This window comes from Hippea alviniae EP5-r, assembly GCF_000420385.1.
Lineage (GTDB): Bacteria > Campylobacterota_A > Desulfurellia > Desulfurellales > Hippeaceae > Hippea > Hippea alviniae.
The window spans coordinates 810,701-823,249 of sequence record NZ_ATUV01000001.1 but is presented as its reverse complement, the minus strand read 5'-3'; the positions used below and the strand labels follow the sequence as shown (position 1 = coordinate 823,249).

13 protein-coding genes and 1 pseudogene are annotated in these 12,549 nt (G+C 38.1%); 6 read left to right on the top strand and 8 right to left on the bottom strand.

Annotated features, from left to right (window positions below; translation table 11 throughout):
• Positions 1-7 precede the first annotated feature (7 nt).
• Positions 8-559 carry an HD domain-containing protein gene (locus tag G415_RS0104370; protein WP_022670375.1) on the bottom strand — a complete coding sequence of 184 codons (552 nt, stop codon included), beginning with the start codon at positions 557-559 and terminating at the stop codon, positions 8-10.
• A 156-nt stretch (positions 560-715) separates the two neighbouring features.
• Here G415_RS0104370 and G415_RS0104365 point away from each other — a divergent pair, with 156 nt between their 5' ends.
• The 4 genes from G415_RS0104365 to G415_RS0104350 are packed head-to-tail and all read left to right on the top strand — an operon-like array spanning position 716 to position 3,927.
• Positions 716-1,204: a shikimate kinase gene (locus G415_RS0104365; RefSeq protein WP_026939573.1), complete on the top strand. Its 489-nt coding sequence runs from the start codon at positions 716-718 to the stop codon at positions 1,202-1,204.
• The gene (locus G415_RS0104360; protein WP_022670373.1) at positions 1,201-2,745 is read left to right on the top strand and encodes a glycosyltransferase family 39 protein; all 1,545 of its coding nucleotides are present in this window, start codon (positions 1,201-1,203) and stop codon (positions 2,743-2,745) included. Before G415_RS0104365 ends, G415_RS0104360 begins: the two co-directional genes overlap by 4 nt.
• A 19-nt stretch (positions 2,746-2,764) precedes the next feature.
• Positions 2,765-3,556, top strand: coding sequence for a sulfide-dependent adenosine diphosphate thiazole synthase (locus tag G415_RS0104355; RefSeq protein WP_022670372.1), 792 nt, complete (start codon positions 2,765-2,767; stop codon positions 3,554-3,556).
• A 59-nt stretch (positions 3,557-3,615) separates the two neighbouring features.
• Positions 3,616-3,927, top strand: coding sequence for a flagellar basal body protein (locus G415_RS0104350; protein ID WP_022670371.1), 312 nt, complete (start codon positions 3,616-3,618; stop codon positions 3,925-3,927).
• Positions 3,928-3,978: 51 nt separating this feature from the next.
• Here G415_RS0104350 and G415_RS0104345 read toward each other — a convergent pair whose 3' ends face one another.
• The 7 genes and pseudogenes from G415_RS0104345 to G415_RS0104315 form a co-directional block, all read right to left on the bottom strand.
• Positions 3,979-4,362: a desulfoferrodoxin gene (locus G415_RS0104345; RefSeq protein ID WP_022670370.1), complete on the bottom strand. Its 384-nt coding sequence runs from the start codon at positions 4,360-4,362 to the stop codon at positions 3,979-3,981.
• 23 nt (positions 4,363-4,385) lie between these two features.
• Positions 4,386-4,553 (bottom strand): rubredoxin, encoded by a 168-nt coding sequence (rd, locus tag G415_RS0104340; protein WP_022670369.1) that lies wholly within the window; start codon positions 4,551-4,553, stop codon positions 4,386-4,388.
• 11 nt (positions 4,554-4,564) lie between these two features.
• On the bottom strand, positions 4,565-5,068 hold the full coding sequence (locus G415_RS0104335) for a ferritin (protein WP_022670368.1): 504 nt from the start codon (positions 5,066-5,068) through the stop codon (positions 4,565-4,567).
• Positions 5,069-5,079: 11 nt separating this feature from the next.
• Positions 5,080-5,586 carry a rubrerythrin family protein gene (locus tag G415_RS0104330; protein WP_022670367.1) on the bottom strand — a complete coding sequence of 169 codons (507 nt, stop codon included), beginning with the start codon at positions 5,584-5,586 and terminating at the stop codon, positions 5,080-5,082.
• 204 nt (positions 5,587-5,790) lie between these two features.
• A pseudogene (bcp, locus tag G415_RS09815) lies at positions 5,791-6,243 on the bottom strand (thioredoxin-dependent thiol peroxidase); the annotation flags it as partial.
• Positions 6,240-7,424, bottom strand: a complete 1,185-nt coding sequence (locus tag G415_RS0104320) for an FprA family A-type flavoprotein (RefSeq protein WP_022670365.1) — start codon at positions 7,422-7,424, stop codon at positions 6,240-6,242. The gene G415_RS0104320 and the pseudogene bcp, both read right to left, overlap by 4 nt.
• Before the next feature lie 14 nt (positions 7,425-7,438).
• Positions 7,439-8,089: an N-glycosylase/DNA lyase gene (locus tag G415_RS0104315; RefSeq protein WP_022670364.1), complete on the bottom strand. Its 651-nt coding sequence runs from the start codon at positions 8,087-8,089 to the stop codon at positions 7,439-7,441.
• Between the two features lie 144 nt (positions 8,090-8,233).
• Between G415_RS0104315 and G415_RS0104310 the strand changes: the two genes are divergently transcribed.
• Both G415_RS0104310 and G415_RS0104305 read left to right on the top strand, forming a co-directional pair.
• A complete protein-coding gene (locus G415_RS0104310; protein WP_022670363.1) occupies positions 8,234-9,592 on the top strand; it encodes a TrpB-like pyridoxal phosphate-dependent enzyme in 1,359 nt (452 codons plus the stop codon).
• Between the two features lie 152 nt (positions 9,593-9,744).
• Positions 9,745-12,540, top strand: coding sequence for a molybdopterin-dependent oxidoreductase (locus tag G415_RS0104305; protein WP_022670362.1), 2,796 nt, complete (start codon positions 9,745-9,747; stop codon positions 12,538-12,540).
• The last annotated feature ends 9 nt before the right edge of the window (positions 12,541-12,549 follow it).

The following is a 12,549-nucleotide window of genomic DNA, read 5'->3' as shown; positions in this document are numbered from 1 at the left end:
ACCCCCTTTACTCTTCAAGTCCTATCTTCTTTGCATTTTTCTGCAAACATTCTGCAACAAAAAGAATATGCTCATCTAAATCAACGCCAAGTTCTTCTGCACCCTTTTTTATATCATCTCTGTTTACGCCTTTTGCGAAGGCTTTGTCTTTTAGTTTTTTCTTGACAGATTTCATTTTTAGCTCTTTTAGGTTTTTCGTTGGTCTTACTAAAGCATAGGCATATAAGAATCCGCTTAACTCATCAACGGCAAATAGTGTTTTTGCCATTAAGGTCTCCCTTTTTACACCAGTGTAATCAGCATGACCCAGAATTGCCTGAATCATATCTTCGTCAAGACCCTTTTCCTTTAAGATTTCTGCACCCTTGTATGGATGCTGGTCGGGATATTTCTCATAGTCAAAGTCATGAAGCAGGCCAACAATCGCCCACTTCTCTTCGTCTTCTGAAAACTTTTTTGCATAGCATCGCATTGCTTCTTCAACGCAGTATGCATGCCTTATTAAGCTTTCGCTTTGCGTGTACTCTTTGAGCAAAGACAAAGCTTCCTCGTAAGTCATTTTGCACCTCCTTTTTTGACTCTTTTAGTTTATAAGAATTTTTGCATTTTTCAAGTAAAGTGGTTGTAATTTTTTGTTGCATAAGGTTCTATAGTTTTTACTTTGTTTGATATTTTTGTATAATCATTGATTAAGAAAAGAAAGGGAGAGAGCGAAATGAGTGTTTCTTTGATTGGTCTTCCGTCTTCTGGAAAAAGCAGCGTAGGTGTTATTTTAGCCAAAATCATGGCTTTTGAGTTTATTGATACGGATATTCTAATTCAGACAAAATACAAGGCTACGCTTCAGGAGATAGTTGATAGAGAAGGGTATAAAAGGTTGAGAGAGATAGAAGAAGAGATTGTGCTTGGTATCGATTGTTCAGACTGTGTTATAGCAACTGGTGGAAGCGTGGTTTACTCCAAAAAGGCTATGGAATATCTAAGGGATATCTCAACGGTTGTCTATTTGAAGATAGGTTTTGATGAGATGATTAGACGATTGGGCGATTACTCAAAAAGGGGGCTTGCCAAACCTAAGAATCAAACATTGAACGAGCTTTACGAAGAGAGAGTTGCACTTTATGAGAAGTATGCCCACTTTACGGTTATTAACGATAAGTCAGCAACTGATGCGGCTTTAAAGATTTATGAGCTTGTAAGATGATTCTAAAGAGAGAAATTCTTGCCCTTTTAATCGGACTTTATATATTTTCTGCTCTTTTTAATCTTGGCAGGATGTATTTTCAACATGAAGAGCCAAGAAGGGCTATAATTGCTTTAGAGATGAACTATACTCGTAATTATGTTGTTCCGCATGTGCTCGGTAGGCCTTATTTTAAAAAACCGCCACTGCACAATATTGTAGTCGCTGCGTTTTTTAAGATATTGGGCTCAAATGAGTTTGCAGCAAGGCTTGTTTCTGTTTTGTCGATGTTTGGTATTGCGTTTTTGATATATCTTGTATCTAAGGATATTATCGGTTTTGAAGCGTCTGTTTTTGCAGCATTCTCGTTTGGTTTGTCTATTATAGCATATTTCCAATACGGCAGATTGGCCGAAACCGACATGTTTTTCTCATTTCTTTTATTTGCTTCGATGGTTTGTATATTCAAAAACAGGATAATCTTGGGCAGTTTTTTTACAGCGTTAGCTCTGCTTACAAAGGGTTTTCCTGCTCTTCACTATTTCTATCTTACACTGTTTTTCTATCTGCTTATCAATGAGCAGATTAAAAGGATTTTTTCAAAAGAGATTTTTATTGGTGGTTTTTTGATTGTTTTTCTGTTTTTAGGATGGCTTCTCTTTGTGTCAAAAGGTAATATTCATAGGTTCAATTATGCTTTAGGTTTTCTTATTAATGCGAGCGGCAGCAGGGTTTTGAGTATCACACATTTTGGCAGTGCAGTTGTTCATTTTCTAAAGTTTCCCGTTAACTTTCTTATTCATTTTTTGCCGTCTTCTATGTTTCTTTTGTTTTTTGCCAATAAATACTTTAGAGATGGGTTTGTTGAGCTTATAAGGAGTAATTCAGAGATAAAAAAGCTCTTTAAATTCTCTTTGGCGGCTTTTATACCGAATTTTCTAATTTATGCGATTGTTCCTGATGGCAGAATACGATATACGCTTGTTCTGTTTGCCATCTTTTCGTTTTTTGTTGGGATTGTCTATTATCAGCTTGAATATGATAATCTGTTTGATTTTAAGAGACTGTTTAAGTTTCTTTTTGTTGTGGCTATTGTTGTGTCTTTAATTGCATTTGTTTTTAATATTAGCTTTTCTAAATCTGGCTGGCTTATGCCCAATATTTTTGCTTTTGTTTTGTCTTTAATAGGTTTTATTCTAACTGGCAGAATGTTTAAAAACTGCTGTGCAGATGTTATTGTTCTAATGGTTTTGTTTGTTGTCTCTTTTAAGTTTTTATACGATTCAACATACATGAGCCATCTTTATACATACTATACCAACTACAGAGAGAAGGGTAGGCAGGCTGCAGAAATCATTTTACAACACCACCCGGATTATGTTATGAGTAATGGTGGAAATTTGAGATTCTTTTTTTACTTGGAAAGGGATTTGGGTATGCAGATTCATCCTATAAAGAGCAATAAAAACGGCATAGTTGTCTCAAAAAACGGTAATATACTTAAAAAGATTTTTGCCAAAATAGAGCTACCAGACCATATCTATTACATAGGAGAAAAATAAAGAAGGAGGGTTTATAACAATGAACAATCTTGATGAAAGGATAATTTCAAAGGCTATAGTTGAGCGCTATATGAACAAACTGCTTGATTATCTGCAGTGCGATGTTGCTATTGTTGGTGGTGGTCCTGCTGGTCTTGTTTGTGGTTATTATCTTGCAAAGAATGATGTAAAGGTTGCAATCTTTGATAAAAGGCTCACCATCGGTGGTGGAATGTGGGGCGGTGCCATGTTCTTCAACGAAATTGTTGTTCAGGATATAGGAAAGGCGATTCTTGATGAGTTTGGTGTGAATTGCGTGAAGTATCAGGATGGTTATTACACTGCCGATGCAATTGAAGCAACAACAACGCTTATCTCAAAAACTGTTAAGGCTGGTGCAAAGATATTTAATGCTATAGAAGTTGAAGATGTTGTCTTTAAGAAGATTGATGGAGAATACAGGGTAAACGGTCTTGTTGTGGGTTGGACTACAATGTACATGGCTCATCTTTTGGTTGACCCACTTGTTATAACAAGTAAGTATGTTGTTGATGCAACGGGTCATGATGCCGATGTTGCATCTGTTTTAACTAAGAAGGGTGGCGTGAAGCTCAATACGGAGTTTGGAGAAGTTGTTGGAGAGAAGCCAATGTGGGCAGAAGTTGGCGAGCAGTCAACCATAGAGCAGACAAAAGAAGTTTATCCGGGACTTGTCGTTGCTGGCATGGCTGCAGTTGCAGTAAGCAGGTCTCATAGAATGGGTCCTGTCTTTGGTGGCATGCTCAACTCTGGTAAAAGGGCTGCAGAGATAATACTAAAGGGCTTAAAATAGTTGACTTTTCATCGTTGCGGTTTAAACTCTAAAGAAAGAGAGAAGAAAGGGGGTGTACTATGAATATAAATACATCACTGAGCGGGATAAAGAACGCATTTTACAGGCAAGATGTAACGGCAAACAATGTGGCAAACATAAACACAGAAAATTACAAACAGATTAATGTAATAAATGAAGAAGCCAAAAATGGCGGTGTTGTTGCAAGAACGCAGGTTTCTAAAGCTGCAGCAAACAGAAATGGAAATAATGTAAATTTAGTTGACCAGATGGTTAATCAGATAAACAATCCGAATTATGAGAAGGCAAACATAAATGTTTTAAGAACTCAGAATGCTATGATAGGTAGTCTTATAGATTTAAAAGCTTAAAATTGTTGAGTGACAAAAAATTAAAGGGGGCTTTAAGCCCCCTTTTTTTATTTACTTTTTCTCCCACAAGCCGTGCAGGTTGCAGTATTCCCTTGCTGATACTTCTTTGCCTTCTGACACTTCGAATACAGCTTCTGGTGCATCACCAGGTTTTAAGAATTTTCTATAAACGGCACCATCGACGATAAGCTCAATCCATTCGATGTAGTGATTCTCTTCCATTGGGTGGGCTGTATTCTCGCCAACCTTTACAATGTAGGCATTGCCTTCCCTTTTGATGAATGGCACATGCTTCTCTGTTGATGTATCAGCCGTCTTTTCTTCCAATAACTTCATTGGCTGGCCGCAGCATACCAAAGCATCTGCACCTTCATGCAATACTTCAATAATGTTTCCACAAATCTCGCACTTGTAAACCTGTAATCTCTTTGTCATTTTGACACCTCCCTTAAAGTTTTTTATTCTTCAGTGTACTCTTCGAAGTCTTCCTTAGATACGCCACAGATTGGGCAAGTCCAATCATCGGGTATGTCTTCAAATGGTGTTTCAGGAGCTATTCCGCTGTCTGGGTCGCCTTCTTCAGGGTTGTAAATATACCCACAAACCGTACATCGGTACTTTTTCATAGAGTGCTCCTTTAAATTTCTGGCGTGTATTTCCTCTGAGCAAGTTCTCTATCTATCATGTATATTCCGTGTCTGCTTCCTTCAATTAGTTTTAGTTTGTCTATAATTTCTCTGTCGTTTTCTTCTTCTTCAACCTGCTCGTTTATAAACCATTGAAGCATATTGTAAGTGGCTCTGTCCTTTAACTCTTCTGCTAAGTCAACGAGTTCATTTATGCATTTTGTTATGTGCTGTTCGTGTTTTAGAGTCTCTTCAAACGCATGGAGCGGTGAATCCCAGGAGTGTGGAGGCTCTTTTATTGCAAATAATTTGACTTCGGCACCCTGAGATTGCAGATAGTTGTAAAACTTCATAGCGTGGTCTGTTTCTTCTTTGTACTGAACCATCATCCAGTTGGCAAAACCCTTTAATCCTATAGAGTCAAACCATGCTGACATTGAAAGATAGAGATAAGCCGAGTACAGCTCCTCGTTAATCTGTTTGTTAATTGCTTCTTCCATTCTTTTGTCTATCATCTTTTACCTCCTTAAAATTTTTCGAAAGTTTCTTTTTTAGCACCGCATACCGGGCATTTGTCCGGAACATCATCCCCAACATGAGTGTATCCGCAGATAGGGCAAACATAGATATTTTCCTTTTCAAAATCGTCGCCTTGTTTTACTTTTTCTTTTGTTTGGTCAAAGAGCTTCTCGTGGATTTTTTCTGCCTCTATGGCAAACCTTATTGCTCTTTTTGCCTGATTATCATTGAATAGCTCGGCTATTGCCATGTATGCCGGGTACATATCGTCGATCTCAAACTCTTCACCACTTCTTGCGCTTTCTAAGTTTTCGAGATTATCCTTTGAAATTCCAAGTGCCACAGCGTGGTTTTTTGCATGAACAAATTCAGCGTGAGCAACAGCTCTAAATAGCCTTGCAAGATTCTCTTTTCCGCTTTTTTGGGCAATTTCTGCGAATATGAGATACTTCATGTGAGCCATGCTCTCGCCGGCAAAGGACTCCTCCAATGCTTTCTTTACCATTTTTTTCACTTTTCAATCTCCTTTCTTTGGTGCGTAGTAGCACCTTTTCGGGCTTTCTATTTTTCCGACTTTTTTAAGTTTTCTTATAAGTTTTTCTACCTCTTTTTTGTCTGCGTTTAATATTTCTGCCAACTCCTGAGTTTTTAAAGGTTTTCCCGATTTTTCTAAAGCAGAGAGTACTGTTTCTTCGTTTATTTCTTCTTTTCCATTTTGGAGTTGTTTTAAAGTTTCCAAAACTTCATCTATGTGATTTTTGACCTTAACCTTCTTCCACTCTTTGCGTATGTTGCCATCCGGGTCAATAATAAATGTGCTCCTTATTGTGCCGTAATACTCTTTGCCGTAATTCTTTTTCAACCCCCAAGCCCCATAGGCTTCTAAAACCTTATGCTCTTCATCACTCAGGAGCAAAATTTTAAGATTGTGTTTTTCTATGAATCTTGCGTGAGATTTTGGTGAGTCTTTACTTATTCCTATTATTGTTGCACCGAGCTTTTCAAACTCTTCCTTTTTTTCGCTAAATCCAACAGCTTCCTTTGTGCAGCCTGAAGTGTTATCTTTTGGATAAAAATACAACACAACCCATTTGCCTTTAAAATCTTTCAGGCAGTGCTCTTTTAAATCTTTATCGGGAAGACAAAAATCAATCGCCTTTTTACCTATCATTTTATTATTCCTGCTTCTTTGTGTTTTTGATAGATTGTCTCTGCAAGCTCGTCCAGTTTTGCTAAATCTTTATCCTTTGCATCGCCTTTTATGAATACGGGTTCGAGCAACTCAACTTTGAGATTAGAGAGATTGGCTTTTATAACATCAACGGCTTTGCCGCCCCAACCAAATGAGCCTATGATGCCTGCAAATTTTGCCTTTGGTCTTAGAACATTTGCAAGATATGCGCCATAAACGGCGTTTGGATGAGCGCCAGCTAATACCATAGGTGTTGCTATGATTATTGTTGCAACATCAACTAAGTCCATTGCTATCTCACCGACATCACCTGTCGTTAAGTTTCTTATCTTTACATCGACGCCTTTCTGAACGAGCGCATCTGCGAGATATTCTACCATCTTTCTGGTGCTCTCATGCATTGAGACGAATGCGATTAGAACCATGTTCTGTGGTGTTGGGTCAATCCACTCCTTGTATGCATTTATAATGTATTCTGGGTTGTCAAATGCTGGTCCATGACTTGGTGCTATAATGTTTATCTCTTTTGCTTCAACCTTTTTAATGTTTTTCTCGATAAAATTTCTAAATGGCATCATTATCTCGGCATAATACCTTTTTGCTTCGTGATAGACCTTGTCGTAATACTTTGCGAATGTATAGGATGTTGCAACATGAGAGCCGAAGAAATCGCAACTAAATAGGATTTTGTCTTCTATTAGATATGTGCTCATTGTTTCTGGCCAGTGAACCCAGGGTGTGAAGATAAACTCAAGTGTTTTGCCACCTAACTTTACAGTGTCGCCTTCCTTTATTACCTTAAACTTTTCTTCTGGAATGTGGAGTAAGTCCATCTCGAAGCCTTTGCACTTCTCATTTGTTATTACTATTGCTTCTGGAAACATCTCAAGAAGCGCTGGTATGCTGCCTGAGTGGTCTTGCTCTGCGTGGTTTGAGATGATGTAGTCTATCTTTTTTACATTCAGCTCTTCTAAATTCCTTTTTAACTCGTCTAATTTATATGGCTCTACCGTGTCGATTAATGCTGTTTTCTCTTTTCCAAACACAATATAGGCGTTGTAGCTTGTTCCCTGTGGCGTTGGCACTATCTCGTCAAACAGCGTTCTACCCCAGTCAATTGCACCGACATTGTAAACACTTTCTGTAAGTTTTTTAATCATCTTTTTACCTCCATCTATTTAAATATTCTTCCTGTCTGGATTTGCCATAAAACAAAGTCTAAGTGAGAAAGTGACATGTTTATCTCATCTGCAAACTTTTTCATTTTTAACTCTATATCTTCGTATCTTTTTGATGTTAATGTTTTTGGTATCTCGTCTATTATTTCTAATTCTTTTAAAGCCCTTAATATGTGTCTATCTAAGATGCTTAAATTTTCGCCTTTGCCAATGTTTCTTAAAAAATGACTTGCTTCTTTCATTCCCAGACCTTTAACATTATTAATTAGCCATCTTCTAATTTCTTTTTCATCATTAAATTGCTCAATTATCTCTTTTAAAATAATCCTTTTGCCTTTTACAAACCTATCTTGAGCTTCTTTGATGTATTTTGTTTTGTTAAACCTGAACCTAACATTCTTTAACTTTTCTTCTAATATATCCTGTGGCGTTTCTAATATCAAGTTTTCTTTTTCTAAATCTTTTATTATTTGCCATGCTTTCTCTGCTTTGGATTGTGGCGTTAAAATGCAGAACAGAAGCTCTTTGAATATTTCTAAATCACTTTTTTTGTAGGTGCTTCTAAATTCTTTCAATCTTGTTTCTATCTGACTTTTTAGCTGCTTGTATGTTTGAACTATCTTTTTTTGTAAGAGTTTTTTCTCCATCGCTTCTCCTTTAAAAGGATAAAAATTATTATTTGCAAAGAATTATACATAGAAAGTTTTAGATGTCAAGTGAAAAATTAAAAATTTGAAAAGATTAAAAATTCTGATACCATTATTCGATTTTAAGGTCTAAGGGGGGAGAAGATGGAAAGAAAAATATTCTTATCCGAAGATGAGATGCCAAGATACTGGTATAACATTCTGCCAGAATTACCAACTCCTTTAAAACCGCCTTTGAATCCGCAAACTAAGGAACCTTTAAAACCTGAAGATTTAAAAGCCATATTCCCAAACGCCATAATAGAGCAGGAGATGAGCAATCAGAAGGAGATACCAATTCCTGAAAAGGTGCTTGAGATATACTCACTTTGGAGACCTACACCGCTTGTTAGGGCATACAACCTTGAGAAAGCCTTAGGAACACCCGCAAAGATATATTACAAAAACGAGTCTGTCTCTCCGGCTGGAAGCCATAAACCCAACACCGCAATAGCGCAAGCCTATTACAACAAGATTGAAGGTATAACAACACTTACAACAGAAACGGGTGCAGGTCAGTGGGGCAGTGCGCTTGCTTTAGCCGGTGCTTTACTTGGTTTGAATGTAAGGGTCTATATGGTTAAGGTTAGCTATGAGCAAAAACCCTTTAGGCGTTCGATGATACACTTATGGGGTGCCGAAGTCTATCCGTCTCCAAGCGATAGAACAGAAGCGGGTAGAAGAGCTTTGAAAGAAGACCCGAACAATCCTGGCAGTCTTGGTCTTGCCATCAGCGAAGCTGTTGAAGATGCAGCAACTCATAATAATACGAATTATGCATTGGGCAGTGTTTTAAATCATGTGCTTCTGCATCAGACAATCATAGGTTTGGAAGCAAAGAAGCAGTTTGAGAAGATTGGCGATTATCCTGATGTCGTGCTTGCACCGTGTGGTGGTGGGAGTAATTTGGGTGGCATAGGTTTGCCTTTTATAAGGGATAAGATTAATGGAAAAGATGTTAGAGTAGTTGCCATTGAACCTGCAAGCTGTCCAACTCTAACAAAAGGTGTATTTACCTACGATTATGGTGATGTTGCACAGATGACACCGCTGCTTTATATGTACACGCTTGGACATAAGTTTATGCCGCCAAAGATTCATGCTGGTGGTTTAAGGTATCATGGAGACTCTCCTATTTTGAGCCAGTTGAGAAAGGATGGCTTACTTGATGCTGTTGCATATAAGCAGAAGGAAGTATTTGAAGCTGGTGTTCTTTTTGCGAAGACAGAAGGTGTGGTACCTGCTCCTGAGACCTGCCATGCGATAAAGGGTGTGATTGATGAAGCTTTAAAAGCAAAAGAAGAAGGTAAAGAAAAAACGATTCTATTCTGTTTCTCTGGACATGGGCATTTCGATATGGCAAGTTATGACTTGTATTTAAGTGGCAATATGGAAGATTATGAGTTACCAGAAGAAGAGATAGAAAAATCTATAAAAGAGCTGGAATTAAATAAAAAATTGTAAGTAAGATTTTTATTAAACTCTTAACTACTAATTTTGTTATGCTTGACTTTAAAGTGAAGGTTTTGTATAAGCTAATAGATTAGAATACAAAAGGAGCTTTAGGAAAGGTAATTTTTAGATAAAATCTTTAAAGCCAAGGGCGGAGGTTGGTTATGATTTCGTTAAATAGAAGAAGCTTCTTGAAGCTTTCATCTTTGGTTGGTGGTGGTTTGCTCTTCTTCAAACCATCTGCCAAGGCTGGTCTCTACACACCGCATTACAAGAAACCTGCAGGTGAGATTAAATACTATCCAAACATCTGTAGCTTTTGTTCAACAGCATGTGACATAATGGTTAGAACAAGGGTTGATGGCAAGTTTAAAAAGCCACAAAAAATTGATGGGAACCCAAAATCTACTCTCAACAGAGGAAGGATATGTGCAAGGGGGCAATCAGGTATAAGAACTGTTTATAACCCTGACAGGATTAAATATCCTCTTATAAGGGTTGAGGGTTCAAAAAGAGGTGAATGGAAGTTTAGAAAGGCGACTTGGAAAGAAGTTGAAGAGTATATAAGGAAAAAGATAACTGAGCATAATATACAACCTCATGAGCTTGCTGTATTTATGGGTCAGCGTGCTTGTGCTTATGAGAAACTTGGAGCTTTTGCTTTTTCTGCTTCTGTTGGGACACCGAATATTATCGGTTCTCCTATGCAGAATTGTGTTATGGCAGAGCATGCTGGTGCAGATGTTACTGTTGGAACAATGATTACTCACGACGAGCTGCTTGTAGATATGGATAATGCAAAGGTTATGCTCGTTGTGGGAAGTAACGCTGCTATAGCTGGAATATCCGTTTCAAGAGCAGTTAGATTTGCTCAGGGTAAAAGAAATGGAATGAAAGTTATCGTATTGGATCCAAGGCTCAGTGAGACAGCCGCAAAAGCTGATAAATGGATTCCTATTAAGCCGGGCTCTAATATGCCGTTTTTGATGGCAGTTATACATCAACTGATAAAGAATGAGTGGTATGAAGATGAATTTTTAAGAAGACACTCAACAGCTCCGTTTTTGATTTATGAAGAGAATGGTGCACCTGTTGCTTTGGGCCAGAATAAAAACCCAAACGAGTTCCCATTCTCAGAAAAATACTATGTTTACGATGAGATTTCTGGTCAGATCGTTGAGGTTGAAGGATTTACTAATGATAATATAGGAAATAGAAAGATAAGACCTGCTCTATTTGCCCCAAAGGGTCTAACTTATGAAGGCAAACCGGTAAAGACTGCATTTGATTATCTCTGGGAGAAGGTAAAAGACGCTACACCTGAGTGGGCAGCTAAATACTGTGATATTCCAAAAGAAGACATTGAAGAGACAGCAAGGATGCTTGGCACGATTAGACCTGCAACGGTTCATCCGGGCTGGCTTGATGGAAGATATGAAGATGTTGTTCAAGCAAGGAAAGCAGCAGCTATAATTAATGTGCTTGTAGGTGGTTTAGATAGAGAAGGTGGTTGGCTTTATAACCCTGAAGATAGGGAAGGTATAGAAAGATTCCACAAGGCATATGAGTCTGGAAAGCTTAATAATCCTATGTCTTTGATGATGGCAACCGCTATGGCGCCGGGACTTCTTGGTGTTATAGGTAAACTTGAAGGTATGATGTATTCGGGCAATTTCCCTCTGTTTAGAGGCTATCCTCATTTTACAAGAGCTTATTTTGAATACAGAAAGAAACAAGGAGAAAAAGGCATTCCTTTCTCTTTGTTTATAAATGCTGGTTTCCAGGAAGCCGTTGAAGGAAAGCTAACGTGGAATGGTAAACCTTATAGAATCAAGTTCGCATACATATACTCAACTAACCCACTTAAGGATTATTTTGGTTATAAGAGTTGGGCTAAAGCATTTGCAAATCCAAATCTTAAGCTTGTTGTTGTTGATGAAATATTGCCGTCTGATATTGCGGCATTTGCGGATGTTATATTGCCAGACAAGACCTATCTTGAGAAGTATAGCGGAATATGGCCAGATGGTCCTAATACAGATATGGCCATAAGAACAAGGTTCCCAAGTGTTAGCCAAATTGGTGACACCAAAGGTGGAGATGAAGTATTCTGTATGATATCCAATGCTATGGCTGGTAAGAAAGGCGGAGATTACGGCTCTGCTGCTATGATTGTAAGCCAATTTACTGGTTGGGATATGGGTAAGCTAATGAAAGAGATGGCAGCTGCATGGAAAGGCAAACAGCCATTATATGAGGCTTACAGAAAGGCAGGCTTGTATTCTGTAAGCAAGAAGCTTGGCATGACGCCAGAGCAACTTGAAAAGAAGTTAGAAAAAGATGGTGTCTTGATTCTTGAGAGAAAAGAAGAGTTGTTAGAGAAAAAGGGTATGCCTTACAAGCTACCTGTTCCGACATTCTCTGGAAGAGTAGAGATTTATTCTACACTGTTGTCTCACTTCAACTATAAATACGGAGTTGACCCACATTGGAATCCTATACTTGAGTTTATAGACTTTGAATATAGAAAAGGTGCGAAGAGAGACTTTAAACCTACTGGTAATGAATTCTTCTTCGCGTTCGGTAAGGTACCAGAGATGACTTACTTAACAACTGCCGACAATCCGCTTCTGCATGCGCTTGTCACAAGACATGCCGAAGAGAATTATGGGTTCTGGATGAATCCAAAGGCTGCAGCAAGGTTGGGATTGAAAGAAGGCGACAAAATAGAAGTTGAGAACACTGTTTCTGGTCAGAAGATAACATCGTTTGTCCATATAACAGAAGGTATAAGGGAAGATACGATTTACACTATGAGCGATTTCGGTCTTGAAAATCCAAGATTGACATATGCTCATGGAAAAGGTGTAGATTTAGGTAGAATTATACCTTATAGATTGGGTCCGGTAACTGGCGCTTCACTAAGCTGTCAGTTTACAGTAAAGGTGAGAAAAATATAAGCGGAGGAT